This window comes from Arthrobacter sp. TmtSoilC51, from assembly GCF_055388015.1.
This window is the reverse complement of record NZ_AP035877.1, coordinates 3622800-3646354: the sequence shown is the minus strand read 5'-3', so window position 1 is coordinate 3646354 and position 23555 is coordinate 3622800. Positions and strand designations below refer to the sequence as shown.

The 23555-nt window shown below is 62.2% G+C and carries 25 protein-coding genes; 12 read left to right on the top strand and 13 right to left on the bottom strand.

The window, feature by feature from the left end:
- Nucleotides 1-54 precede the first annotated feature (54 nt).
- Both ACZ5G6_RS16615 and ACZ5G6_RS16610 read left to right on the top strand, forming a co-directional pair.
- Nucleotides 55-681: a TetR/AcrR family transcriptional regulator gene (locus ACZ5G6_RS16615; RefSeq protein WP_223933771.1), complete on the top strand. Its 627-nt coding sequence runs from the start codon at nucleotides 55-57 to the stop codon at nucleotides 679-681.
- Nucleotides 682-796: 115 nt separating this feature from the next.
- Entirely contained in the window at nucleotides 797-1408 is a 612-nt protein-coding gene (locus ACZ5G6_RS16610; protein WP_498686654.1) for a hypothetical protein, read from the top strand.
- A gap of 31 nt (nucleotides 1409-1439) precedes the next feature.
- On the opposite strand, the gene ACZ5G6_RS16605 is transcribed toward ACZ5G6_RS16610, so the two are convergent.
- Together ACZ5G6_RS16605 and dapD are read right to left on the bottom strand one after the other, a co-directional pair.
- Nucleotides 1440-2282 (bottom strand): hypothetical protein, encoded by an 843-nt coding sequence (locus ACZ5G6_RS16605; protein ID WP_223933768.1) that lies wholly within the window; start codon nucleotides 2280-2282, stop codon nucleotides 1440-1442.
- A 13-nt stretch (nucleotides 2283-2295) separates the two neighbouring features.
- Entirely contained in the window at nucleotides 2296-3309 is a 1014-nt protein-coding gene (gene dapD, locus ACZ5G6_RS16600; protein WP_498686652.1) for a 2,3,4,5-tetrahydropyridine-2,6-dicarboxylate N-succinyltransferase, read from the bottom strand.
- 106 nt (nucleotides 3310-3415) lie between these two features.
- On the opposite strand from dapD, the gene dapE reads away from it, so the two are divergent.
- Nucleotides 3416-4540 (top strand): succinyl-diaminopimelate desuccinylase, encoded by a 1125-nt coding sequence (gene dapE / locus ACZ5G6_RS16595; protein ID WP_498686651.1) that lies wholly within the window; start codon nucleotides 3416-3418, stop codon nucleotides 4538-4540.
- 87 nt (nucleotides 4541-4627) lie between these two features.
- On the opposite strand, the gene ACZ5G6_RS16590 is transcribed toward dapE, so the two are convergent.
- The 4 genes from ACZ5G6_RS16590 to ACZ5G6_RS16575 form a co-directional block, all read right to left on the bottom strand.
- The gene (locus ACZ5G6_RS16590) at nucleotides 4628-5485 is read right to left on the bottom strand and encodes an amino acid ABC transporter permease (RefSeq protein ID WP_223933762.1); all 858 of its coding nucleotides are present in this window, start codon (nucleotides 5483-5485) and stop codon (nucleotides 4628-4630) included.
- On the bottom strand, nucleotides 5482-6132 hold the full coding sequence (locus ACZ5G6_RS16585) for an amino acid ABC transporter permease (protein ID WP_223933760.1): 651 nt from the start codon (nucleotides 6130-6132) through the stop codon (nucleotides 5482-5484). Before ACZ5G6_RS16585 ends, ACZ5G6_RS16590 begins: the two co-directional genes overlap by 4 nt.
- 96 nt (nucleotides 6133-6228) lie before the next feature.
- Nucleotides 6229-7110: a glutamate ABC transporter substrate-binding protein gene (locus tag ACZ5G6_RS16580; protein ID WP_223933758.1), complete on the bottom strand. Its 882-nt coding sequence runs from the start codon at nucleotides 7108-7110 to the stop codon at nucleotides 6229-6231.
- A 76-nt stretch (nucleotides 7111-7186) separates the two neighbouring features.
- Entirely contained in the window at nucleotides 7187-7942 is a 756-nt protein-coding gene (locus ACZ5G6_RS16575; protein ID WP_223933757.1) for an amino acid ABC transporter ATP-binding protein, read from the bottom strand.
- Between the two features lie 163 nt (nucleotides 7943-8105).
- Here ACZ5G6_RS16575 and ACZ5G6_RS16570 point away from each other — a divergent pair, with 163 nt between their 5' ends.
- The 4 genes from ACZ5G6_RS16570 to ACZ5G6_RS16555 all read left to right on the top strand — a co-directional run bounded on the left by ACZ5G6_RS16570 (nucleotide 8106) and on the right by ACZ5G6_RS16555 (nucleotide 10973).
- Entirely contained in the window at nucleotides 8106-8945 is an 840-nt protein-coding gene (locus ACZ5G6_RS16570; RefSeq protein WP_223933756.1) for an LOG family protein, read from the top strand.
- Between the two features lie 21 nt (nucleotides 8946-8966).
- On the top strand, nucleotides 8967-9308 hold the full coding sequence (locus ACZ5G6_RS16565; protein WP_498686648.1) for a DivIVA domain-containing protein: 342 nt from the start codon (nucleotides 8967-8969) through the stop codon (nucleotides 9306-9308).
- An 80-nt stretch (nucleotides 9309-9388) separates the two neighbouring features.
- On the top strand, nucleotides 9389-10576 hold the full coding sequence (locus tag ACZ5G6_RS16560; RefSeq protein WP_498691922.1) for a putative hexosyltransferase: 1188 nt from the start codon (nucleotides 9389-9391) through the stop codon (nucleotides 10574-10576).
- A gap of 229 nt (nucleotides 10577-10805) precedes the next feature.
- On the top strand, nucleotides 10806-10973 hold the full coding sequence (locus tag ACZ5G6_RS16555) for a DUF3117 domain-containing protein (RefSeq protein WP_064721643.1): 168 nt from the start codon (nucleotides 10806-10808) through the stop codon (nucleotides 10971-10973).
- A gap of 126 nt (nucleotides 10974-11099) precedes the next feature.
- On the opposite strand, the gene ACZ5G6_RS16550 is transcribed toward ACZ5G6_RS16555, so the two are convergent.
- Nucleotides 11100-11732, bottom strand: coding sequence for an O-methyltransferase (locus ACZ5G6_RS16550; RefSeq protein WP_223933752.1), 633 nt, complete (start codon nucleotides 11730-11732; stop codon nucleotides 11100-11102).
- Nucleotides 11733-11968: 236 nt separating this feature from the next.
- On the opposite strand from ACZ5G6_RS16550, the gene sigE reads away from it, so the two are divergent.
- Genes sigE through ACZ5G6_RS16535 form a run of 3 tightly spaced genes read left to right on the top strand, consistent with a single transcriptional unit; the run spans nucleotide 11969 to nucleotide 13986 of the window.
- A complete protein-coding gene (gene sigE, locus ACZ5G6_RS16545; protein ID WP_223933751.1) occupies nucleotides 11969-12592 on the top strand; it encodes an RNA polymerase sigma factor SigE in 624 nt (207 codons plus the stop codon).
- Nucleotides 12593-12599: 7 nt separating this feature from the next.
- On the top strand, nucleotides 12600-13556 hold the full coding sequence (locus tag ACZ5G6_RS16540) for a hypothetical protein (protein WP_498686644.1): 957 nt from the start codon (nucleotides 12600-12602) through the stop codon (nucleotides 13554-13556).
- Nucleotides 13557-13587: 31 nt separating this feature from the next.
- A complete protein-coding gene (locus tag ACZ5G6_RS16535) occupies nucleotides 13588-13986 on the top strand; it encodes a twin-arginine translocase TatA/TatE family subunit (protein WP_223933748.1) in 399 nt (132 codons plus the stop codon).
- Nucleotides 13987-14017: 31 nt separating this feature from the next.
- Here ACZ5G6_RS16535 and ACZ5G6_RS16530 read toward each other — a convergent pair whose 3' ends face one another.
- The 3 genes from ACZ5G6_RS16530 to ACZ5G6_RS16520 are packed head-to-tail and all read right to left on the bottom strand — an operon-like array spanning nucleotide 14018 to nucleotide 17153.
- A complete protein-coding gene (locus ACZ5G6_RS16530; protein WP_498686641.1) occupies nucleotides 14018-15145 on the bottom strand; it encodes an Mrp/NBP35 family ATP-binding protein in 1128 nt (375 codons plus the stop codon).
- A gap of 3 nt (nucleotides 15146-15148) precedes the next feature.
- Nucleotides 15149-15877 (bottom strand): DUF1003 domain-containing protein, encoded by a 729-nt coding sequence (locus ACZ5G6_RS16525; RefSeq protein WP_223933745.1) that lies wholly within the window; start codon nucleotides 15875-15877, stop codon nucleotides 15149-15151.
- On the bottom strand, nucleotides 15870-17153 hold the full coding sequence (locus ACZ5G6_RS16520) for a magnesium transporter MgtE N-terminal domain-containing protein (RefSeq protein ID WP_223933744.1): 1284 nt from the start codon (nucleotides 17151-17153) through the stop codon (nucleotides 15870-15872). Before ACZ5G6_RS16520 ends, ACZ5G6_RS16525 begins: the two co-directional genes overlap by 8 nt.
- 76 nt (nucleotides 17154-17229) lie before the next feature.
- Here ACZ5G6_RS16520 and ACZ5G6_RS16515 point away from each other — a divergent pair, with 76 nt between their 5' ends.
- Complete coding sequence (locus tag ACZ5G6_RS16515; RefSeq protein ID WP_498686639.1) at nucleotides 17230-18036, top strand: YflT domain-containing protein; 807 nt, start codon at nucleotides 17230-17232, stop codon at nucleotides 18034-18036.
- Nucleotides 18037-18134: 98 nt separating this feature from the next.
- On the opposite strand, the gene ACZ5G6_RS16510 is transcribed toward ACZ5G6_RS16515, so the two are convergent.
- Nucleotides 18135-19718 carry an aminopeptidase P family protein gene (locus ACZ5G6_RS16510; RefSeq protein ID WP_498686637.1) on the bottom strand — a complete coding sequence of 528 codons (1584 nt, stop codon included), beginning with the start codon at nucleotides 19716-19718 and terminating at the stop codon, nucleotides 18135-18137.
- Between the two features lie 80 nt (nucleotides 19719-19798).
- Here ACZ5G6_RS16510 and ACZ5G6_RS16505 point away from each other — a divergent pair, with 80 nt between their 5' ends.
- Nucleotides 19799-20644: a PHP domain-containing protein gene (locus ACZ5G6_RS16505; protein ID WP_498686635.1), complete on the top strand. Its 846-nt coding sequence runs from the start codon at nucleotides 19799-19801 to the stop codon at nucleotides 20642-20644.
- Nucleotides 20645-20661: 17 nt separating this feature from the next.
- Here ACZ5G6_RS16505 and ACZ5G6_RS16500 read toward each other — a convergent pair whose 3' ends face one another.
- Together ACZ5G6_RS16500 and ACZ5G6_RS16495 are read right to left on the bottom strand one after the other, a co-directional pair.
- On the bottom strand, nucleotides 20662-21576 hold the full coding sequence (locus ACZ5G6_RS16500) for a DNA-methyltransferase (RefSeq protein WP_498686634.1): 915 nt from the start codon (nucleotides 21574-21576) through the stop codon (nucleotides 20662-20664).
- An 8-nt stretch (nucleotides 21577-21584) separates the two neighbouring features.
- Nucleotides 21585-23291, bottom strand: a complete 1707-nt coding sequence (locus tag ACZ5G6_RS16495; RefSeq protein ID WP_498686631.1) for a DEAD/DEAH box helicase — start codon at nucleotides 23289-23291, stop codon at nucleotides 21585-21587.
- Nucleotides 23292-23555 lie beyond the last annotated feature (264 nt).

The window sequence follows — 23555 nt, the reverse complement described above, 5'->3', positions numbered from 1 at the left end:
CCACGCCGCTCAGTGTTGAGTGGTGTTGAAGCACGTTCGTGCTAAAAAATACTGGTGCCCAAAATTGTTGATGCCGAAGCCCGGCGCCAGGAAGTTGTTCAAGCCGTCTTCAGGATCATCGCAAGCGACGGTTTGGAGCGGGCATCTCTTCGCGAAGTAGCTGATGAAGCAGGGCTGGCAGTGGGTTCGGTACGGCACTACTTTGCCAGCAGCGACGAGCTCTTGACCTTCTCCTTTGCTGCCGTGATCGACCGTATCAGTGGCCGGCTCGAATCAGCCTTGCTCGCAGTGGAGGACGAAGCCCCCGGCAGCCCGGAACAGCACTCTGCAGTCTTGAACCTCCTGGGCCAGTTCCTTCCTTTGGATGAGGAACTCGCTGTGGATGCCTGCGTTTGGATGGCCTTCCGCCACGCTGCCCGGATTAATCCCGTCTTGGCTGCCGAGGCCGAGCGCAGCCACCGCGCAGTGGCTGCCATTGTGGGACGCCTCATCGTCCTGTTGAGCCCCGGCGAAGCCGAAGTGCGGCAAAGCCTCGTCACGGAGGCTGAAAGGCTCCTGGCCACCATGGACGGGCTTTGCATGCACGCCCTGCTCCAGCCTGAGTGGATGACTGCCGAGATGTGCAGCGACGTCCTCACAGCGCACCTCGCCGCCTTCGAACCGATGCAGGCCGCGCGATAGGGGGTCCCTGCCCGCCATCGTCGGCCCGGCAAGCAGTGCCTCCCGCACCGTTACCGTAGGAAGCCAACGGGAATAGACTGGGACATGTCGGGAACCTGCCAAGGGAGGAAATCGGATGCATGAGTCAGGCGGCCCGGGATGGCGCATTACCATGGACACGTCCGGGCCGATGCTCATCGCCCTGTACTTGCGCGACGTAGCTGGACTCGACGGTGCCGGAAAACCGTTACTTTCGCACGCTGCTCCCAAGGTCCGCCAAGCCGACCATAGCCACCTCACTTCGGATGTCGGTGGGATTCAGGCCCTCAAAACCGAGTGGGAGGCCTGGTGGGAGAAGCTCGTGAAGACTTATCCCAACCCTGCGCTTGAGCTCGCGCCACCCAGTTTCAAGGCGTTCGGCAATTCCCCTGCCCTCCAACGCGTCCTGCAGGCACACTTTGGCTCCGCCTTGGGGTGGGCAACGGACAGGATCGACGAATACGCGAAGATCGAGGCAGAGCGCGAAGCCAATGGGATCACGGAAGTCCTGAACGAGATGGTGGAGGACAGGCTCCTTGAAGTCGGCCGCAGCTCCAGGGACTTTGATCTCACCATCATCGAGTTGCCGCTCAACGAACCGCGCGCATGGTACTTGGAGCCCAGCACCATGATCATGAGCCACAGACTGCTTTCCGAGCCTGATGTCTTCCGCAGTTACGTCCAGCCTGTAGTGGAGATGCTCGCCTGAAGAGGCCAAACGGCAGAAACGGTCGCCGACGTCAGGTCGCGGGTGCCGAGACCGTGATGGTCAACGACTCCGACGGCGCCGCGGAAGCGATCCAGCCGTTGCGTTTTTCCCTGTTCCACGTCTGTCCGCCGACATCCACTTGCGTGATGGAGAGGGACTTGGCGTTTGCCACTGCCCAATGGGCAATTGCCCAGGCTTGCGTGCCAGTCATATCCAGGTGCACCGAGCGGCCCTGAACAGTGGCTGGCTGGGTGCCAAACGCCGTCGTCAGTTCCTCCACGACGGCGGCAGGGTCACCGGCTGCTTCAGGCATCCGGAGTTCGCAGGTCAGCGCCGATTCGGAATGACCGGTGAGGGCCGAAGCGAAGGCGCGGCCCATGTTCTCGTGCTGGGCGTACGCCCGGGGGAAGGCCGAGCGCTGGACCTGCTGCGCTGCCTGGGTGATTTCCATGGTCTCGTAGCCTGGAATTTTGATGAGGCCGTTATAGAAGGCGTTCGTCGCATAAACGGGGTCCATGACCTGTGCCTCGCTTCCCCAGCCTTGGGATGGCCTTTGTTGGAACAACCCGCGGGAATCAGGTCCTGCTTCGTCGCCGTAGTTGATGTTCCGCAGTCTTGATTCCTGCATGGCAGTGGCCAGGGCGATGCTTGCCGCCCTCGGCGGAAGTCCGCGCTGGACCGAAATGGCAGTGATGAGAGAGGCGTTCGCTGCTTGGTCGGTAGCCAACTCGTAGCTTTCGGACCCCATGACTGCGACGCAGCGCTCCGAGACCAGGGTCTCGGAGCGCTGCAGTATGGCAACTATCCCATAGATAGCTCCAGCCACGAGGGCCAGGGCCAGCACCGCAACGATGGCGCGGCGGAACCGGCGCATTGCTTGTCTCCTGCTAGTTGGCGTGGAGTGCCTCGTTCAATTCCACGGTCTGGCCCTTGCGGGGCAGGACTTCCACGCCACCGGTGGTGGAGTTGCGGCGGAACAGCAGGTTGGGAACACCGGAAAGCTCCACGGCCTTGATGATCTTGCTGGTGTCTTCGCCGTTTTCGTCCTTGGGACCAGGTACGCGAACTCGGGTACCCGCCGTGACGTAGAGGCCGGCTTCCACCACGGAATCGTCGCCGATGCTGATGCCCACGCCGGAGTTGGCGCCAAGCAGTACTCGCTCGCCCAACGCAATCTTTTCCTTGCCACCTCCGGAGAGCGTGCCCATGATCGAGGCGCCGCCGCCGACGTCCGTGCCGTCACCGGCCACGACTCCAGCGGAGATGCGGCCCTCCACCATGGACGTGCCAAGGGTTCCGGCATTGAAGTTCACAAAGCCTTCATGCATCACGGTGGTGCCCTCGGCAAGGTGCGCACCCAAGCGGACGCGGTCGGCGTCGGCGATCCGCACGCCACTGGGAACCACATAGTCAACCATGCGCGGGAATTTGTCCACGCCGTAAACCACTACGTTGCCGCGCCTACGAAGGCGCGCACGGGTCATTTCAAAACCCTCGACGGCGGCAGGACCGAAATTGGTCCATACAACGTTGGGGAGCTTGCCGAAGACGCCATCCAGGTTGATGCTGTTGGGCTTGACCAGACGGTGGGAAAGGAGGTGAAGACGGAGGTAGGCGTCGGCCGTATCCGCCGGAGCGGCGTCGAGGTCGATCTGTGCGAAGACTACTCTCTGCTCCGTGCCGCGATCGGCGTCTTTGCCGTCGTCAGCCAGCGCAGTGAGTGCAGGATCGGCGTTCTCAACGTCACGAAGGGTTTCAGCGGCTACGCCCAGGGCCGGTGCGGGGTACCAGACATCCAGCACGGTTGCTTCCCCGGAAGGCGAGGTGGCGATGGTGGCGAGGCCGAATCCGTAGGCTGATCGGTGGTTTGCGGGCACAGCAGAGGAAGCAGTTTCAGTCATGGCCCCAGTGTATCGAGCGCCCGTGGCACGGCTGAAACCCGTCTCACGTCGGGTAGGTCGCATTTGTTGCCTGAAACACAGCGGACCGGGGCGTTAAGGTGGAGTGGTGACCCTTAACCCTGCCCCCGCCCTACTGGACTTGCGCCAGGACGTTGCCTTGCTGACAGCCGCGCTCATCGATATCAACAGTGTCTCGGGCAACGAGACCCCACTCGCCGACGTCGTCGAGGCTGCCCTGCGCGCCATCCCCGAATACACGGTGGTGCGCGACGGCGACGCGATCATCGCCCGGACGGAGCTTGGCCGCGCCGAGCGCGTCATCCTGGCCGGGCATCTGGACACGGTGCCATTGCCTACGGTGGAAGGCTCGCTTGGCACCGTTCCGGCCACATGGGAGTCGGGCATCCCGGGGGAGGGTGTGCTTTATGGCCGGGGGACTACCGACATGAAGGGTGGCGTTGCCGTGCAGCTCGCCCTTGCTGCCACGCTGTTCGACGACGGCAGGGAGCCGGACAAGGACGTCACCTTTGTCTTCTACGACCATGAGGAAGTGGAGGCCGTCAAGAGTGGCTTGGGCAGGTTGGTCCGCAACCATGGTGACCTGCTCCTGGGCGACTTCGCCATTCTGCTGGAGCCCACACACGGCACAGTTGAAGGCGGCTGCAATGGAACCAGCCGGTTCGAGGCGACAACCATCGGTGAAGCGGCCCATTCGGCCCGCGCATGGATGGGCAGCAATGCCATACATGCGGCGGCACCCATCCTCGCCCGCCTCGCAGCCTACGAGCCCCGCACTATCAACGTGGACGGCCTCGACTACCGGGAAAGCCTCAACGCGGTGAGGATCAATGGCGGCACAGCCGGCAACGTCATCCCTGACCGCTGCGTGGTGGAGATTAATTACCGCTTCGCTCCCGATAAGACACCCGACCAGGCCGAGGCCCACGTGCGCGAACTCCTGGAAGGATTCGACGTCGTCCGGACAGACGCTGCTGCTGGCGCGCGGCCCGGACTGAACCACCCTGCAGCCGCGTCTTTCGTTGCCGCAGTCGGCGCGGAACCAAAGCCCAAATACGGTTGGACCGACGTCGCGCGTTTCAGCGAGCTGGGTATCCCGGCCGTGAACTTCGGACCCGGTGATCCATTGCTGGCGCACAAGGACAACGAACACGTCGACGCCGATGCCGTCCGTGAATGCCTTCGTGCACTGAGGACGTGGCTGGTTCGCTAAAGTCGAAAAGCACGTGAAAAAGAAGGTCCGCAGCCAGAGATGGCTGCGGACCTTCTTCGATGTAGCTGAAGCTGGACGGGAGATCCCTTATTTAGGGCCGCCGGCGTCCACCTGGAGGTCGACTGTCTTGATGGCCGAAGCCACCCCGCCGGCAGCCTTCTTGGAACCGCGGCGTTCGATCCAGATCGCGAGGCGGGACACCGACAAGTTGATCAGGATGTAGATCGCGGCACCAACGAAGAATGCAGAGAACAAAAGGCTGGGCTCGAGGTCGGAAATCAGCTTGACCTTTCGCAGCAGCTCCTCGTAGGCCACGATGTAGCCCAGCGAGGTGTCCTTGAGCAGGACTACCAACTGCGCAATGAGCGATGGGAGCATGCGGCGGATGGCCTGTGGGAATTCGATGCTCATCCGGGACTGGAAGCTCTGAAGACCGATCGCCAATCCGGCTTCGCGCTGTCCCTTCGGGAGGGACTGGATGCCTGCGCGAAGGATCTCGGCAAAGATCGCTGCGTTGTACAACACCAGGCCGCTTACAACTGCCACGAACGGGGTGGTGGCGAACACCAGCAGTACGAACAGGATCATCAGGACAACGGGCATACCGCGCAGGAACTCAAGCACCACCTGTGTGGGAACCCGAACCCACGAGATCAGGGAAATGCGGAGCAAACACAGTGCGACTCCGAGGGGGAAGGCAATGACGGCTGCAACGCCGGCGGCCTGCAGGGTGGCAAGAACGCCGTAACCGAGCTGCGTCCAAACATCCTTGGCAGATTCGTTAACAAAGACTTCCCAGCGGGAGGCATTGAAGATGCCCTGCGAAGACAGGATGACGATGGCTCCCACCACGCCACCGGCGATGATGATGGACCCGACAACCGAACCAATGAGGGAAACGCGGCGGGCCTTGGGGCCTGGTACGTCATAGAGAACCGAAGTCATCGGGCAATCGCCACCTTTTTCTCGACGAAGTGGGCCAACAAGCCCAGGGGCACGGTGATCAGCAGGTAGAAGAATGCCACACCGATCAAGATCCACATGACTGCGTCGCCATGGCTATTGGACAACTGCAGGCCATAGCCGAAGAGCTCCAGGACGAAGAATGCACCTGCGACCGATGAGTTCTTGACCAAGGCAATCATGATGTTGATCAGCGGGGGTACTACGGTGCGAACAGCCTGTGGAAGGACCACAAGGCCCAAAACCTGCGTGAACGTCATGCCGATGCTGCGGGCTGCTTCGGCTTGTCCCACCGGGACGCTGTTGACGCCGGATCGCACGGCCTCGGCAACAAACGCTGCCGTGTAGCTGCTCAGTGCGATGATGGCGGCGACTTCAAACTGTTCGAACTTGACGCCGAGCCGGGGAAGCACGATTGCTGAGAAAAAGAAAATAATTGTGAGTGGGGTGTTTCTGGCGACTTCAACATAGAACGTGCTGAAGCCCCGTAAGGCTGCCACGGGCGAGACACGCATCGCGGCGAGGAGGGTACCTGCTGCCAGTGCAATCACGCCGGAAACGACGGCTAGAAACAGGGTTCGGAGAAATCCGTCCCAGTATTGGGGGAGGCTTTCGAAGATGGCGTCCATTGGCTTCCTTCGGCTGCTGCGGAAAGGTAGAGAGTCCTCAAGGTCGGTGGCTGCCACCCTTCCCGCAAGGGGACGGCGGCAGCCACCGGTTTCCGGCTAGTAACGGTCGATGGCGGGCAGCTCGGGAGCGGTCTTGATGACCTTTCCTGCTGTTGCTTCCCAAGCCTTCTTGTACGTGCCGTCCTTGGCGAATGCCTCAAGCTGGTCATTGATCCAGTTGCGGAACACCGTGTCATCCTTCTTCAGGCCAATGCCATACGGCTCCTTCGTGAACGTTTGGTCAGAAGCGAGCTTGAAGGCGTCCGGTTCCTTGTCAACGTAACCGGCAAGGATCACGTTGTCCGTGGTGACGGCCACAACCTGCTTGTTACGCAACGGCTCAAGGCAAGCGGTGTAGTTTGCTGCCGGAACGAGCTCGGCACCGTACTTTTCGACGATGGTCTTTGCCGGTGTCGAACCTGTGACAGAGCAGACCTTCTTGCCCTTCACGTCCTCGGGCTTGGTGATGGAGTTGTCGTCCTTGTTCACCAGCAGGGCCTGGCCGGCTTCGTAATACGGGCCTGCGAATGAGACCTTTTCCTTGCGGGCGGCATTGATGGTGTAAGTGGCGATGACGATGTCAACGCGGCCCTGTTCGATGAACGGTTCACGGTTGGCGGAAACTGTTTCCACCCACTCGATCTTGTCGGGTTCAATGCCGAGCTTGGCGGCGATTGCCTTGCCGATTTCGACGTCGAAGCCAACAGGCTTGCCGTCCAGGCCCTTCTGGCCGAACAGCGGCTGGTCAAATTTGGTACCAATGGTGATCTTCTTGGCCTGGTTCAGCTTCGCCATCGTGGTGCCGGCCTCGAAGCTCGCCGAGGCGACGGGGGGAGTGGTGGTGCCACTGCCTCCACCGCAGGCGCTCAGCGAGAGGGCCAGTGCAGCCGAAGCGGCCACCAGGAGAGATTTCCTCCGGGTAATAAAAGCCTTCTTCATGACATTCCTTTCATTGGTTGGCCGGCGTAGGGCCTGGGTGCGGTCCGTGCGGGCCTGGATGCGGGTCAGCAGGGAGCTAGTGGGTCAAAAGCTTGGACAGGAAGTCCTTGGCGCGGGTGCTCTTCGGGTTGGTGAAGAATTCCTCGGGTGTTGAATCCTCCACGATCTGGCCATCGGCCATGAATACCACCCGGTCGGCGGCCTTGCGGGCAAAGCCCATCTCGTGGGTGACCACGATCATGGTCATGCCTTCCTTTGCCAGCTGGATCATGACGTCCAGGACCTCGTTGATCATTTCGGGGTCCAGAGCCGACGTGGGCTCGTCGAACAACATCACCTTCGGCTTCATGGCAAGCGCGCGGGCAATGGCCACACGCTGTTGCTGGCCACCGGAAAGCTGGGCGGGAAGCTTGGGAGCCTGGTGGCCGACGCCGACGCGTTCCAGGAGGGCCATGGCCTCCCGTTCCGCCGTGCCTTTGGCGACGCCCTTCACCTTGATCGGTCCCAGCGTGACGTTCTCAAGGATCGTCTTGTGGGCGAACAGGTTGAAGGACTGGAAGACCATACCGACGTCTGCACGCAGGTGGGCGAGTTCCTTGCCTTCTTCCGGGAGCTTCTTCCCGTCGATCGCGATGTCGCCGTCATCGATCGTTTCCAAACGGTTGATGGCACGGCACAACGTGGACTTTCCGGAGCCGGACGGCCCGATGACCACGACGACTTCACCCTTCCGAACCTGGAGGTTGATGTCTTTGAGGACGTGCAATTGACCGTAGTGTTTGTTGACGCTGTTCAGGGAGACGAGCGCATCGCCGGACACTTGAGTAGTCATAGGACGAATCTAGCGAACAAAGACACAATTATGACCACGGTCACGGCAAGTTCCTCCAGATCGTGACTGAACAGAAACCTGCCCTCCAGCGATATACCAGACTGCAATGCAAGAACCGCGTCGTAGCGTCTGCGCTGGCATTTATCCGCGCTAGCCTTGGGCAATGAGCATTAGCCAGCACCCGATTCCCAGCCCGGACGCGAATGGTCGCGTCGCGGGCGTCCCCGTGCCCCTGCCCTCGGAGATTGCACCGGCCAAGCACAAGGGCCCCTTGGAGCTGCGGCGCAAACAGGCGGACACGGGAATGTCCGATCAGCACTTGCTGGACACGAGTGGTGCCGGGCAGTTCATCCACACCGACCCCTGGCGCGTCCTGAGGATTCAGAGCGAATTCGTTGAAGGTTTTGGTGCGTTGGCTGACATTGGTCCTGCCGTCAGTGTTTTCGGTTCAGCCCGGACCAAGCCGGGAACCGAGTACTACGAGATGGCAGTCGATGTAGGACGCAAGCTGGCTGAAGCCGGCGTTGCCGTGATTACCGGGGGCGGTCCGGGCTCCATGGAAGCGGCCAACAAGGGCGCTGTGGAGGGCAACGGCGTGTCCGTCGGGCTGGGTATTGAGTTGCCGTTCGAACAGGGGCTGAACCAATGGGTGGACCTGGGCATCAACTTCCGGTACTTCTTCGCCCGGAAGACCATGTTCGTGAAATATGCCCAGGGCTTCGTCGTGTTGCCCGGCGGGCTTGGCACCTTGGATGAGTTGTTCGAGGCCATGGTCCTGGTACAAACACGCAAAGTGACCTCGTTCCCCATTGTTCTGTTGGGCGTTCGCTTCTGGGGCCCAATGATTGAGTGGATCCGGGACACTCTGGTCGCCGAAGGAATGGTTTCCGAAAAGGACCTGGACCTGATCCAACTGGTGGATGACCCTGCCGATGCTGTCCACCGCGTATTGCACGGTGCCCCGCTTCCAGCCACCACCAATGGAAACCAGCGCCCGGAGTAGGCGGCGGCTGTTTCTGGCACGATGGTGGCTGTGAGCTTTTTCCTGGTGTTTGTCGCGATTGTACTCATTGGTGCCGCATTGTATTTTGGGGCAGGCATCATCCGGGGCGCTTCCATGGGGGCGGGCCTGGACGACGCCCTGCCCAACCTGCCTCCGGTGCTGCTCCAGGAGAAGGCCGGGGCGGCCGACATAGACGCCCTGCGCTTTGCCGTAGGGCTGCGCGGCTATCGCATGGACCAGGTAGATCAGGTCCTTGACGAGCTACGGGACCAGTTGGTGGCCAAGGACCGTGAGATCGAGAGACTCAGCGCCTTGGTCCAACCAAAGCTTGAGGACGGCGACGCCAAGCGGACCACACCGTGAGCACACCTGCCCCTACCCGTGTTGGCGGGGAGGGGCCCACTGCGCGCCTTTCGCGGGGTATTTCCGCCGCGGGGGCACGCATGTCGCGCTGGCCGTGGTGGCTGCAGGTTTCCCTGGTTTTTGTGGTGGCCCGGGTGGTCAGCGCCTGCATCTTCATGGCTGCCGCCGTTCACCAGGGAGTGAATCCATGGTTCCCGCCCGGGCCGGACTACTGGAACTTCATCACCATCTGGGATGGACGCTGGTATTCGCAGGCGGCGGACAACGGCTACCCCTCCGTGCTCCCGGTCGATGCCAACGGGGTAGTCAAGGAGAACGCCTGGGCCTTTTATGCGCTGTTCCCGTTCCTGGGGCGGGGACTCACTGCCATCACGGGCCTCGGGACCCTGCAGTCCCTCACCGCAATAGCCATGGTTGCGGGCCTTGGTGCTGCTTTGGTGATCTTCAAGCTGTTCAGGGAAGCGGCCAGCCGGCGCGCTGCCATGTGGGGCGTTATCTTCGTGTCCACTTTCCCGGTATCGCCGATTCTCCAGGTGCCCTATGCAGAGTCCTTAAACCTGTTGTTGCTGTCCGGCTCGCTGCTCCTGGTGGTCAGGCGACATTACCTGGCAGCTGTACCGGTAGTGCTGTTGATGTGTCTTTCCAGGCCCACCGGTGTTCCGTTCGCGGCCATGCTGGGCATCCTTTTGGCGTGGCGGCTCTGGCAGCGGTTCAGGCCAGGCCCGGCTACCCAGCCCGGGGCCACTGCTTCGGCCACGCCAGAACTGCTGTCCTTGGGTGCATTGGTGCTGGCCACCGGACTTGGAGCACTTGCGTGGCCCGCAATCGCTTGGGCAGTGACCGGGGATCCCAGCGCCTACACGCGGACGGAAACCGCATGGCGCGGACATGACCTGGTGCCCTTCAAACCGTGGTTCGATACCGGAAGGATGCTGTTCGGTCCGGTTCTTGGCGTGCTGGCGCCCTTTATTTTCGTCGGCCTGTTCGTGCTGCTGATGGTCTCAAAGCCTGTCCGGGCGCTGGGAACGGAAATGCGCCTTTGGTGTGCCTCCTACATGGGCTACTTGCTTGTGTTCCTGCATCCCCAGACCAGTACTTTCCGTATGCTCCTCCCGCTCTTCCCGCTTGCGCTGGCCGCGGCGCTGCTCTCCAAATCCAAGGCGTACCGGGGGACGGTCGTGGTCATGTTTGTCCTCCTCCAGATCGTCTGGGTCGTGTGGCTTTGGGCCTGGGCCCCATTGCCCGGGGGCGGTGACTATCCCCCATAACCCCACAGGCCGCCGTCGGGAAGTGTCTTTGTTGCGTGTCGCGGCAATTAGTCCATTGATTCGCTACGGACGGGTAAGTACGGGATAATGGAATACGAGCAAGGACAAAAGCACCTAAAAGTGCCCGGCCAAGGCGGCCTCCCAAGCGGTGCCGCCGGCTGCAATTGCGAAGCGGATCCAGCCCGGCCGGGTTGGGCGTGACTTGGGACAAATGGAGGGGATTTTCCTAATGGCGGCTATGAAACCACGTACTGGCGACGGCCCTATGGAAGTAACCAAAGAGGGACGCAGCCTGATCATGCGTGTGCCGCTCGAAGGCGGAGGGCGTCTTGTTGTCGAGCTCAATGCCGCGGAGGCGGAGAACCTCAAGGAATGCCTTGTGGGCGTTACCGAATAGATTCATAGGCAGGCTGGATTCAAAAGACCAGGGCCCGGCGAGAGCCGGAGCCCTGCTTTTGTTTAAGCAGTAGCGTCTTTCTTAGGGGGCGGTTCTTTTAAGAAATGTCCGCTAAAGGGCAATTGACTATTTTTTGACAGCCACCAGAAGCCCGTCGCCGGTGGGAAGCATTGCAGAGGCCAGGCGGTCGTCGTCGCGAATGGATTTGCCGACTTGCCTAAGAACCACAGTGGTGGAGTCGCGGGCAGCTGGGTTTGAGACGCGGTCTTTGTCCAGGGCATCGTTGATCACCAAGGTGCCACCGGACTTGAGTAACCGGATAGCCTGTTCAACGTAGCGGGGGAAGTTCGGCTTGTCGGCGTCGATGAAGACCAGGTCATACGCGGAGTCCGTGAGGCGTGGAAGGACATCGGCGGCCCTGCCGGAGATAGTCCGGGTCCGGTTGGCAGGGCTGCCGGACTCAAGGAAGGCTTCCCGGGCGGCCTTGAGATGTTCGACGTCGACGTCGATAGTTGTCAGAACGGCCTGGGGGCCCAGGCCCCGCAAAAGACAAACACCCGAGACTCCCGCGCCGGAACCAACCTCGACTACTGTCTGTGCCTTGGAAGCCGCGGCAAGGACGGTCAGCACCGCACCAACACCGGGGCTGATGGGCTTGACCCCCAGCTCGAAGGACCTCTCACGGGCCCGCAACAAGACGTCGTCCTCAGCAGGCAGATCTTCTGCATAGGACCAGCTGGTTGACTTGTCGGCACTCATGAAGGGTTCGCTTTCCGCGCGTAGGGGTGTCTGTACCAGCGTACTGTGTCCGGCGCCGCAAACCCGGTGTTCTCCAGTCGTCCGGGACTGTGTCTGTGGCCGGATTTCGCCTTGCGTGGAATTTGTGCGTTAGTCAGGAAATTCCCAGACAAACTTGGGATGATATTGATCCGGTCATCCACGCGGTGGGCGGCACCGGAGGAGTTCGGTGAACCACAGTTTGAGGGGAGTGGACGATGCCGGCATCGCATGCTGCGCCAGTCCAGACAACAGAGAGCCTTGAGGCCGCTACGGACTGGGTCATGCCCAGCTGGGAGGACGTGGTCGCCAACCACTCCGCCAAGGTATACCGCCTCGCCTATCGCCTGACCGGAAATAAGTTCGACGCCGAGGACCTCACCCAGGAGGTGTTCGTCAGGGTCTTCCGTTCCCTTGAAAACTTCAAGCCGGGGACTTTGGACGGTTGGCTGCACCGCATCACCACCAACCTGTTCCTGGACCAGGCGCGTCGTAAGAGCCGAATCCGCTTTGACGCCCTTGCCGAGGACGCCGAGTCACGCCTGCCGGGCCGTGAGCCAGGTCCCGAGCAGAGTTTTGAGCACAACAACCTGGACCTTGACGTTCAGCGCGCGTTGGAAGAATTGCCACCGGATTTCAGGGCCGCCGTTGTTTTGTGCGATCTTGAAGGATTGTCCTACGACGAAGTGGCGGAAGCGCTGGGCGTGAAGCTGGGGACAGTCAGGTCCCGTATCCACCGTGGCCGCACCATGCTCCGGGAGAAGCTTGCCCACCGTGACCCACGCCCGGCTGACGCCCGTAAGCCCCGCCTGAAGATGCCTCGCATCGCAAGCATTCTTTAGGTAGTCGATGCCTCGACGCGATCTTCGTCCGGGTGCACTGCCACGTCGCAAACTGACTGCACATCGCAAACTGGCTGCCCTGCGCCACACCCGGAATCCAGAGCACCTGCGGCATTGCCCGGAGTGCCGTGCTGCCCTGAACAGGGAGCGGCAGTATCTTGAACGGCTTCGCGGAGCAGCCGTGCCCGAAGCGAGCCAGGACCTGACGGCGCGTTTGATTCAGCACACACAACGGCTCGCCAATGAGCCGGCAGCGCCCGTCCGTAATGCGAGGGCCCAGGCTGCAGCGTGGCGGGGCCTTCGGATAGCCGGCCTGGCCGCTGGCACTCTCACGGTGAGTGCGGGCGCCCTGGCCGTTGCGGCGTACGCGGTGGCAGGAGATGCCACGCCGCAGGCTCGTATCGGTGGAGGCAACGACGCCGCATCCGTTTCCAGCGCGCTCACCGGTGGGCCTGCGGCACTGATGGTGACGCCAGAACCCGCTTCGACGCCGGACTTTCGTCCCACTTCACCCGTCACATTGAGTGCGGAACAGTTGGATGCCTTGCGGGACCAAGGTTGGGCATGCCCTGAACTTGGCGGTATGGGCTTCCACGTGGTCTCAGCCCAGGCCACCATGCACAGCGGTCACCCGGCCGTAGAACTCCGGCTGGAAAGCAACGGCCATTACGCCACTATCGTGGAAGAGCACCTGCAGGCCCCAGACCTGGCCGGCGCCGGCCAATCTGCATCGGCGCAGCTCTCCGTCACCCAGGGGACGCCGTGGGAGGCCGTATACCGGACCTCGGCGGCAGTCCTCAGTTATGCATCGGACCTGCCAGCAGACCTGGCCGACGACGCCGTTCCCGAGTTGGTTCGTGCAGGCGATTCCATGGTTGGCATGAAAACTTCGCAAGCCTCCGAGACGTGGTCCGAACGGATGATTCGCGGCCTCCGGACATTGCTCCGTCCCGCTGGTTTATGACCGGCACCATAGACAAGGTAATCTTCGTAGCGTGTTTGGAATCAACGGCCCGGAGTTCATACTCCTTCTGATTATCGGCGTACTCGTCATCGGTCCCAGCCGTTTGCCCGAATACACTCAAAAGCTCGCCAACCTGGTGAAGGAAGTCCGCCGGATGGCCTCTGGCGCACGCGAGCAGATCAAGGAAGAAGTCGGCATCGACATCGATGAGGTCGACTGGAAGAAGTACGATCCCCGCCAGTACGATCCGCGGCGCATCATCAAGGATGCCTTGCTTGATGACGATTCCAAGCCCGTCAACGCCGGCGCACCAGCCGCTGCCGCAACAGTTGCGTCCGCAGCAGTAGACACCAAGCCCAAGGCTCCAGCCCGGATTATTGAGCGGCTGGCCGAGGGCGAGGCTGCGCCCTTCGACACGGAAGCTACTTAGCCTTCCAAGGCCGTTTCGAATCCCAGCGCGTTCAGCGCGGCTGGATTCCCAGCGGCATGCCGGATAATCCCCGCGGCCGCGTCGCCAACATCCCGGCAATCCCTTCCAGCGCCTTCGCGGCGGCAGTTTCGCTTGCGCCAAGGACCACGGGCTTCCCCGCATCCCCGCCCTCACGCAGCCGGATGTCCAACGGAATCTGGCCGAGAAGGGGCACATCGCTGCCCACGGCAGCACTCAACCGCTCAGCCAGGACGGCACCGCCGCCAGTTCCGAACAATTCCATGCGGCCGCCGTCGGGCATTTCCAGGAAGGACATGTTCTCGATGACGCCGGCCACCTTCTGGCCCGTTTGGGTGGCGATGGTTCCGGCGCGTTCGGCAACATCCGCAGCGGCTGCCTGCGGGGTGGTCACCACGAGGATTTCGGCGTTCGGGAGGAGCTGGGCCACGGAGATGGCGATATCGCCTGTTCCGGGAGGCAGGTCCAGGAAAAGGGCATCCAGGTCACCAAAGTACACGTCCGTGAGGAACTGTTCCAAGGCGCGGTGCAGCATGGGACCACGCCATGCCACCGGCTGGTTTCCCGCAACGAACATGCCAATGGATATGACTTTCACCCCGTAGGCCACCGGAGGCAGGATCATGTCGTCCACCTGGGTGGGTTTCTGCGTGATGCCCATAAGCCCGGGCACTGAGAAACCGTGCACGTCGGCATCCACGATGCCGACTCGGAGGCCCTGTGCGGCCAGCGCGCAGGCAAGATTGACAGTGACGGAAGACTTGCCCACGCCGCCCTTGCCACTCGCCACGGCGTAGACCTTCGTCAGGGAACCGGGCTTGGCGAAGGGGATGCCCCGTTGACCGCCGGGACCGCGGAGTTGTTCCTTCAATGCCTCGCGCTGGGCGGGGGTCATGACCTTCAGCTCCACGTCAACGCCCGTGACACCTGCCACGCCGGAGAGGGCGGTTGTCGCATCCTCCGTAATCGTTTCGCGCAAGGGGCAGCCCGCGATCGTCAGCAGCACCGCCAAGTGGACGGTGCCGTCGTCGTTGGCTGCCACGGACTCCACCATGCCGAGTTCGGTGATGGGACGCCGCAACTCGGGGTCAATGACGGTTGCCAGGGCAGCGTGAAGTGCCTCGGCGGATGGAGTGGTCATCGGTTACGCTCGGCTTTCGGGGTTTTCGGGTGGGGCCGGTTTCGCGCTGGAGTGCTGAGGCCCTGTGGCCCGCGGAGGCCGGACCTTCGGAATTTGCTGCGTGCGTGGGCCACGCGACTTGTCCCGCTTCTCCTTCAGTTTCTCCTTGACTTTATCGGCTGGGGACTCGCTTCCCTCTGCCGCTGCTTCGCTCTCCCGCAGTTCCTCCTGGGCATCGATGATGTCTTCCAGCAGGCTGCGGAGTTCGGCGCGGACGTAGTCGCGTGTGGCGACCTCACGCAGTGCGATGCGCAGGGAAGCCAATTCGCGGGTCAAGTATTCCGTGTCTGACAGGTTCCGCTCAGCGCGCTGGCGATCCTGCTGAAGCGAAACGCGGTCCCGGTCGTCCTGACGGTTTTGGGCCAGCAGCAGGAGCGGCGCGGCGTAGGAAGCCTGGAGCGACAACATGAGTGTCAAGAGCGTGAAGCCAAGCTCCACACGGTCGAACTGCCACTCCGTGGGCGCAAACGTATTCCAGGCAAGCCAGAAGAGACAGAAAATCGTCATGTAGACGAGGAACTGCGGCGTACCCATGAACCGGGCGAAGCCCTCCGTGGCATTGCCGAACGCGTCCGGGTTGGGGGAGAACTTAGGCAGTATGCGTTGACGCCCGCTGAGGGGCGTGTCGAGGCTCCCCGGATTGTTTGCGCGTCCAGTGGACCTGGGGGATCGGGTGGCGTGGTTATCAGCCAATGCGGCCTCCGAGTTTCCTTACAGGGGCGTCGTCCTCGTGAGCGCGCCAGTCATCGGGCAACAGGTGATCCAACACGTCATCAACAGTCACCGCCCCCACAAGGCGGCCGTCGTCGTCGACGACGGGAAGCGAGTTGAGGTTGTACGTGGCCAGCGTTCGGGCTACTTCGCTGATATGCGCCTGGTCCGAGAGCGGTTCAAGGTTCTTGTCAACGAGGTTGCCCAGCGGTTCGGGAGGAGGGAAGCGCAAGAGTTGTTGTATATGTACGACGCCCAGGAAGCGGCCGGTGGGCGTTTCCAAGGGAGGACGCGCGATGAAGATGGATGACGCCAGGGCGGGGGAGAGTTCCTCACGGCGCACGTGGGCCAGGGCTTCGGCCACTGTGGCTTCAGGTGGAAGGATGACGGGCACCGGTGTCATCAGGCCACCTGCAGTGTCTTCGTCGTACTCCAGAAGACGCCGTACGTCTTCGGCCTCCTGGGGCTCCATAAGCTGCAGCAGTTCTTCAGCTTGCGCGGAGGGGAGTTCGGCGAGAAGGTCGGCGGCGTCGTCGGGATCCATTTCCTCCAGGACGTCGGCGGCCCGTTCCACGTCCAGCGCGGAGAGGATCTCCACCTGGTCGTCTTCGGGAAGCTCCTGGAGGACGTCCGCCAAGCGCTCGTCCTGAAGTTCGCTTGCTACTTCAAAGCGGCGCTTGTCGCTCATCTCCTGCAGGGCCTCGGCGAAGTCGGCAGGTTTGAGGTCCTCGTGCGTGGCAACGAACTGTGTGGCCGCCTGCGGCTCGTTGTGGCCGCCGGTTTGGGCGTCGGCCCAGTCGATGATCAGGGTCTCATTGCGACGCAGCCTGCTCAGTGGCGACAACGAATGTCCGCGACGGACGAAGAGTTTGCTGACGAACCAGTCCTTGGACCGGTGCTGGTCCATGGCGATGTCCTCAATTGTGGCGTCTCCGCTGCCGTCGGCCAGGGTGACCCTGCGATCAAACATCTCTGCTACAACCAGCGTTTCAGCACCCCGTTGTTCGAAACGACGCAGGTTTACCAGGCCAGTGCAGATGATCTGCGTCTGGTCGATGGAGGTGATCCGGGTCATGGGTACGAAGACCCGCTTTTTGCCAGGTACTTCCACCACGATGCCCACCACATGCGGGGCTCCGCGGGACCCCCGGGAGAGCACGACGACGTCGCGGAGCCGGCCCAAACGATCGCCCAGGGGGTCGAAGACGTCCAAGCCGAGCAGGCGCGCGACAAAGACGCGTGAGGGATGTGTGCTCATGTTTACAGGCTACCGAGTCTGCTCTCTTTTAGCTGAATTCCAGCCGCTTCACATCTACATGCGACACAATGGGGCTATGTCTAACATTTTTGGTGCTCCAAAAGCCGTTGAGGAATCCCGCAGCGTACCCCAAGGTGACACTGTTGGCTCGTACACCTCATATTTGGATGCCCAAAAGGCGGTGGACTACCTCGCGGACCAGCAGTTCCCCGTCCAGTTGGTATCGATCGTGGGCAACGACCTCAAAATGGTGGAACGGGTAACCGGCCGCCTAAGCTATCCGCGCGTGGCACTTTCGGGTGCTTTGAGCGGCATGTGGTTCGGCCTCTTCGTCGGCGTCATGCTCTCCTTCTTCACGCCGGCAGGTGGCACGTTCTCCATCATCACCTCTGTGCTCATGGGCGCGGCTTTCTTCATGCTGTTCGGGATCGCCACGTACGCCACGCAGCGGGGCAAGCGCGACTTCACGTCCACCAGCCAGGTGGTTGCCACCAACTACGACGTCATTGTTGCCATCGAGGCAGCCCACGAAGCCCGCCGGTTGCTCCAGCAACTGCCCATGAACGCCTCCCAGGCCGCGTCTGGGCAGGCGCGGAATTACAATGCGCAGAACGCGCCATTCCAGCAGCCGGGCCAGGCGCCCGACCGTCCTGCCACCTGGAACGATCCTTATGGCCAGCGCGGACCGGAGCCTACCGAATCCGGTGCTTCCGGCGCCCAGGCTCCCGCTGCACAGCCTGCACCAAACCCGACGCCATCACCTGTGCGCTACCCGGATCTGCCGGATGGCCGCCCCCAGTACGGTGTCCGTGTCACCGAGGGCCAGAATGCACCCCGGCACGAGGAACAACAGCCTGGGAACGACGACCCGCACAAGCAGTAGTTCCCGCAAGCAGCCCAAATCAATAAAGCAGGACAAAGGAAAGGCCACCGGAATATCCATCCGGTGGCCTTTCCTTTGTGCTGCTTTTGCCCTGGGGTCTAGCCCGCAACTTCCTGGTAGATGCCAGCCATCCAGGATTCGACGTCGTCGGCCTTGCGTGGCAAGGCAGCGCTCAGGTTCACGGGGCCCTCTGCCGTCATGAGGATGTCGTCCTCGATGCGGACGCCGATGCCACGGTATTCGGCAGGAATGGCCAGGTCTTCGTTCTTGAAGTACAGGCCGGGTTCGATCGTGAATACCATACCCTCCGTGAGGATTCCGTCCAGGTAGAGCTCACGCTTGGCTTGGGCACAGTCGTGGACGTCCAGGCCGAGGTGGTGGCTGGTGCCATGCGGCATCCAGCGACGGTGCTGCTGGCCTTCGGGGCTGATGGCTTCCTCAACAGAAACCGGCAGTAAACCCCACTCGGCGAGGCGCTCAGCAAGGACCGTGGTGGCTGCCGTGTGGATGTCCCGGAATTTCACGCCCGGCCGTGCGGCGGCAAATCCCGCGTCAGCGGCGTCCAGGACAGCTTCGTAGACCTTGCGCTGCACATCGGTGAACGTGCCGTTTGCGGGCAGGGTCCGCGTGACATCCGCCGTGTATAGCGAATCAGCCTCCACTCCTGCATCCAGCAGCAGGAGTTCACCAGCGTTGACGGCTCCCGAGTTGCGGGTCCAGTGCAGCACTGTGGCGTTGTTGCCGGAGGCCGCGATGGTGTCGTAGCCGAGCTCGTTGCCTTCCTCGCGGGCACGGGCAAAGAATGCGCCTTCAACAACGCGTTCGCCGCGCTTGTGCGTCAAAGCGCGCGGGAGGGCCCGCACGACGTCGGCGAAGCCTTCAACGGTGGCGGCAACGGCGATCTTCATCTGCTCGATCTCCCACTCGTCCTTGATCAGGCGGAGTTCGGAGAGTGCTTCGCTGAGCTTTTCGTCCAGGGCGTCGAGTTCGCCCAGGTCAAGGTTCTCGGGATCCTTGGCCGTGTTGTAACGGGCAGTGTCCACCAAAGCATCGATGTTGTCATCTACCTTGCGGACCAGGCGGATGGAGATACCACCGATTTCCGGGGCGCCAACGTTCTTGGTGATGGCCAGTTCAAGTTCGGAAATGTGTGCAGTGGGCAAGCCCAGGCGGGCTTTGAATTCTGCCAGTGTGGGTCGCGCCCCAATCCAGAATTCACCGGCCCGGGAGTCGGCGTAGAACTGTTCGGTGTCGCGGCCGGCCAAGGGGCGGAAGTACAGCGTCGCAGTGTGGTGACCGCCGTCGTCGCCCTTTCCTTCACCCGCCGGCTCCAGGATCAAAACGGCATCCGGCTCGTGGTCCAGGCCCAAACCTGTGAGGTGGGCGAATCCGGAGTGGGGGCGGAAGCGGTAGTCGCAGTCGTTTGAGCGGACCTTCAGCGGACCGGCCGGGATAACGAGCCGTTCGCCCTTGAACAGTTCGGAAATGGCACGACGGCGGCGGGCAGCGTGGTCTGCAACGGCATCACGAGCGGGGGTTACCTGCGGGGCGGGCGCCCAGTTGCTGGCCATGAATGCCTTAAAGGCATCGGATGTTGGCCGCTGCGAACGGTTGTTGACGCGTTCTTGCAGGGGCTGGGAATCTGTGGATTCCGCGTACGGGGTGTTTTCGGCATCATTCACCGTTACATCGTCCCACCAGTTTCGTGAGGAGGCCAACGGCGCAACACTCCAAGCCGCTCCCTATCCCATAGGCTGGGAAAGTGAGGATAGACCTGCATACGCACTCGAATGTTTCCGACGGAACCGAGACACCCGCCGGGGTGATCATTTCGGCCGCCGCTGCAGGCCTGGACGTTGTTGCGTTAACGGATCACGACTCCACTGATGGATGGGAACTGGCTGCTGCCGCGGCCAAGGAGCACGGTGTCGCTTTTGTTCCTGGCATGGAGATCTCCTGCCGGACGGAACAGGGCATCAGCGTTCACCTGTTGAGCTATTTACATGATCCCTCCCACCCAGGGCTCCTTGAAGAGATCACCAAGTCAAAGGACGCCAGGCTGACGCGCGCTGAGCGCATGGTCACGCTGTTGTCCGAGGATTACCCCCTGACGTGGGACGACGTCATCCACCATGTGGCCCCTGGAGCGACAGTAGGGCGTCCGCATATTGCCGATGCGTTGGTTGCTGCGGGCGTGGTCGCGGACCGCTCCGAAGCCTTCACGTCCATCCTCACCTCTCATTCGCGATACTTCGTGCAGCACTACGCGCCCGAACCCGCTTTCGCCGTCGGGCTTGTCCGTGCGGCTGGCGGAGTTCCGGTCTTCGCACATCCCGTGGCTTCGGCGAGGGGACGGATCGTGGGGGAGCGGACGTACCGGGAGATGATCGATGCCGGCCTGCTGGGCCTGGAAATTGAACACCGCGACAACCCTGAAGAAGGGCGTGGGTTCCTGCGGAACATGGCATCCGAACACGGGCTGCTCATCACCGGATCATCCGACTACCACGGAGCAGGCAAGCCGAATCTGTTGGGAGAGAACCTGACATCCCCCGATGTCCTGGCAAAAATCGAGGAACTCGCAACCGGCAGCACGGTTGTTCGCTGATTGATCGCCGATGCCGTTCAGGCGTTGGTGACGGGCGCTGCCTGCTCGAGGGTGCCTTCGGGCAAAGACCCGCTGCGGTGGAAGACAGCCTTGGTGCCAAGGCGCTTTCGCATGACCTCGATGGCTTGCTCGTTCTGGTCCACGCAGACGAAGTTGCGGCCCAGTTTGGCGGCAACAGCGCCGAGGGTTCCTGATCCAGCAAAGAAGTCCAGGCACCAATCGCCCTCGCGGCTTGAAGCGGAGACGATCCTGCGCACCAGGCCTTCGGGTTTTTGGGTTGGGTAGCCCGTCTTTTCCCTGCCTGTGGGCGAGACAATGGTGTGCCACCAAACGTCCGTGGGGAGTTTGCCGCGCTCGCGTTTGGCAGGGGTGACCAGGCCTGGGGCCATGTAGGGTTCGCGGTCCACTTCAGCGTTGTCGAAGTGATACTTCGCGGGGTTCTTTACGTACACCAGGATGTTGTCGTGCTTGGTGGGCCACCGGTTCTTGGCGCGGGCGCCGTAGTCGTAGGCCCAAATGATCTCGTTGAGGAAGCACTCGCGGCCAAAGATGGCGTCCAGCATCACCTTGGCGTAGTGCACCTCGCGGTAATCCAGGTGCAGGTACAGCGTGCCGTCGTCGGCAAGGAGCCGCCAGGCCTCTACGAGCTTGGGTTCCAGGAAGGACCAGTAGTCGCTGAAGGCGTCATCATAGCTGTGCAGGGCGCCCTTGATGGTGTCGTAGGAGCGTCCCTTGAACCCGACGCGGTCGCCGTCGCCGTCCTCGTTGCGGACCATGCGCGTTTCCTGGCGGCGTTGGACCCGTCCTGTGTTGAACGGCGGATCCACGTAAATGAGTGTGAAGGCACCGTCCGGCAGCGTCGGGAGGAATTCCGCGTTGTCCGCGTGTACCACCAGATTGCCGCCGTCCGGCGCCCAAACAGTTTCAGTCATTGAGGATTTTAGGCCTCGGAGTTGCCGGACTGGGCGCCAGCGGTCCCACCGGAAACCACTTCGCCGTTACGGCGGCGCGTGCGGGTACGCCGCGTGCGGGCCGGCTTCTCGGCGTTCTCGCCCGTGGCGGTGCGGGTTTCGGAGGAACCGGCACCGGGGGCCGCGTCGGCTTCGGATGTACGACGGCGGCGCGTACGGTTGCGGCCGCCATCGCCGTTGGATTCAGAGTTGGCTTCGTTGGACTTGCCAGCGTTGACACGGCCGCGGCCGTCCCTGCCACGGCCGCCATCGCGTCCACCGTCACGGGCTGAACCGGCGGAACGGGAGTTCTTCTTGCCCGTTTCGCCCAGGTCCTCAAGGACCTCGGCGTCGACTCCGGCAAGCGTGCGCTTGTTGCGCGGGAGGCGGCCCTTGGTGCCCTCGGGAATGTCGAGGTCACTGTAGAGGTGGGGCGAAGAGGAATAGGTTTCAACCGGCTCCGGAACGCTGAGCCCCAATGCCTTGTTGATCAAGCCCCAGCGAGGCATGTCGTCCCAGTCAACGAAGGTCACCGCTGTTCCCTTGTTGCCGGCGCGGCCCGTACGGCCCACGCGGTGCAGATAGATCTTTTCGTCCTCCACGCACTGGTAGTTGATGACATGCGTGACGTCATCCACGTCGATGCCACGGGCGGCAACGTCCGTGGCAACCAGGACGTCCACCTTGTTGTTGCGGAAGGCGCGAAGGGCCTGCTCGCGTGCACCCTGGCCGAGGTCGCCGTGAATGGCTGCCGCAGCGAATCCGCGGTCAACGAGCTCCTCAGCTACCTTGGCCGCGGTGCGCTTGGTCTTGGTGAAGATAATGGTGCGGCCACGTCCGCGGGCCTGCAGGATGCGGGCCACAACCTCGGTCTTGTCCATGCTGTGGGCACGGTAGATGAGCTGGCGGATGTCGCGCTTGGTGAGGCCTTCATCGTTCGGATCGGCTGCCCGGATGTGGGTAGGCTGCGTCATGTAGCGGCGGGCCATCGCGATGACCGGTCCGGGCATTGTGGCGGAGAAGAGCAAAGTCTGACGAACGGCCGGCGTACCTGCAATGAGTGTTTCGACGTCCGGCAGGAAGCCCAGGTCCAGCATTTCGTCGGCCTCGTCCAGGATCACCATTTTGACGTTCTTCAGGCTGAGGTGCTTCTGCTTGTAAAGGTCGATCAAACGCCCGGGGGTGCCGACCACTACCTCGACGCCCTTCTGGAGGGCGTCAATCTGCGGCTCATAGGCGCGGCCACCGTAGATGGTGGCGATGCGGGCGTTGCGCTTGCGGGATGCCGTCTGAAGATCGTTGGCCACCTGTACCGCAAGCTCGCGGGTGGGCACGATGACCAGGGCCTGCGGCGCACCGGGAACGGCCAGCTTTGCGTAGCCAGGGTCATCCCGGCCTTCCACGCGCTGCAATGCCGGGATGCCGAAACCGAGGGTCTTACCGGTACCGGTCTTGGCCTGGCCGATGATGTCGTGGCCGCTGAGGGCTACCGGCAGCGTCATGGCCTGGATGGGGAAGGGGTGCGTAATTCCGGCGTCAGCGAGGGACTCGACGATGTCGGGGCGGACGTTGTAGTCAGCGAACGATTTTTCTTCGATCTCGTGGGGCGTCTCATCGGAGATGATCGTTTCCTCGGGTTCGATGGATTCGGTTCCGGTGGCGTCCGTCAGGACTTCATGGGTGTGCAATTCACTCACAGGGAGTTTCCTTATTCATTTGGGCATTGGCGCTGCATGCTCAACGGGGTGGCGGAGCCGTACCGGAGCACGAACGGGCGCGCAAGCTAATCCAGTGGAAGCCGATCGCGGGCTATCTAAGTACTGGCACTGGTGACCAGCGGGCACATCTCAAGATCGCGTAGGGGCGGGCTTGTTGATTTCAAAAATTAACTGAATCAACGACCGGGCATCCATTACTACAGGGTCAGTCTATCCTCTGGGAGCCCTAAAGCCCGGATCGGT

What these genes read in the sequence shown, in the direction of transcription:
- ACZ5G6_RS16590 (WP_223933762.1), bottom strand. Translation starts at nt 5,485, where the DNA reads ATGACTTCGGTTCTCTATGACGTACCAGGCCCCAAGGCCCGCCGCGTT.
- ACZ5G6_RS16610 (WP_498686654.1), top strand. Translation starts at nt 797, where the DNA reads ATGCATGAGTCAGGCGGCCCGGGATGGCGCATTACCATGGACACGTCC.
- ACZ5G6_RS16555 (WP_064721643.1), top strand. Translation starts at nt 10,806, where the DNA reads ATGGCGGCTATGAAACCACGTACTGGCGACGGCCCTATGGAAGTAACC.
- ACZ5G6_RS16605 (WP_223933768.1), bottom strand. Translation starts at nt 2,282, where the DNA reads ATGCGCCGGTTCCGCCGCGCCATCGTTGCGGTGCTGGCCCTGGCCCTC.
- ACZ5G6_RS16550 (WP_223933752.1), bottom strand. Translation starts at nt 11,732, where the DNA reads ATGAGTGCCGACAAGTCAACCAGCTGGTCCTATGCAGAAGATCTGCCT.
- ACZ5G6_RS16565 (WP_498686648.1), top strand. Translation starts at nt 8,967, where the DNA reads ATGGTGGCTGTGAGCTTTTTCCTGGTGTTTGTCGCGATTGTACTCATT.
- ACZ5G6_RS16575 (WP_223933757.1), bottom strand. Translation starts at nt 7,942, where the DNA reads ATGACTACTCAAGTGTCCGGCGATGCGCTCGTCTCCCTGAACAGCGTC.
- ACZ5G6_RS16540 (WP_498686644.1), top strand. Translation starts at nt 12,600, where the DNA reads ATGCCTCGACGCGATCTTCGTCCGGGTGCACTGCCACGTCGCAAACTG.
- ACZ5G6_RS16580 (WP_223933758.1), bottom strand. Translation starts at nt 7,110, where the DNA reads ATGAAGAAGGCTTTTATTACCCGGAGGAAATCTCTCCTGGTGGCCGCT.
- ACZ5G6_RS16530 (WP_498686641.1), bottom strand. Translation starts at nt 15,145, where the DNA reads ATGACCACTCCATCCGCCGAGGCACTTCACGCTGCCCTGGCAACCGTC.
- ACZ5G6_RS16570 (WP_223933756.1), top strand. Translation starts at nt 8,106, where the DNA reads ATGAGCATTAGCCAGCACCCGATTCCCAGCCCGGACGCGAATGGTCGC.
- dapD (WP_498686652.1), bottom strand. Translation starts at nt 3,309, where the DNA reads ATGACTGAAACTGCTTCCTCTGCTGTGCCCGCAAACCACCGATCAGCC.
- sigE (WP_223933751.1), top strand. Translation starts at nt 11,969, where the DNA reads ATGCCGGCATCGCATGCTGCGCCAGTCCAGACAACAGAGAGCCTTGAG.
- ACZ5G6_RS16500 (WP_498686634.1), bottom strand. Translation starts at nt 21,576, where the DNA reads ATGACTGAAACTGTTTGGGCGCCGGACGGCGGCAATCTGGTGGTACAC.
- ACZ5G6_RS16585 (WP_223933760.1), bottom strand. Translation starts at nt 6,132, where the DNA reads ATGGACGCCATCTTCGAAAGCCTCCCCCAATACTGGGACGGATTTCTC.
- ACZ5G6_RS16520 (WP_223933744.1), bottom strand. Translation starts at nt 17,153, where the DNA reads ATGAGCACACATCCCTCACGCGTCTTTGTCGCGCGCCTGCTCGGCTTG.
- ACZ5G6_RS16560 (WP_498691922.1), top strand. Translation starts at nt 9,389, where the DNA reads ATGTCGCGCTGGCCGTGGTGGCTGCAGGTTTCCCTGGTTTTTGTGGTG.
- ACZ5G6_RS16515 (WP_498686639.1), top strand. Translation starts at nt 17,230, where the DNA reads ATGTCTAACATTTTTGGTGCTCCAAAAGCCGTTGAGGAATCCCGCAGC.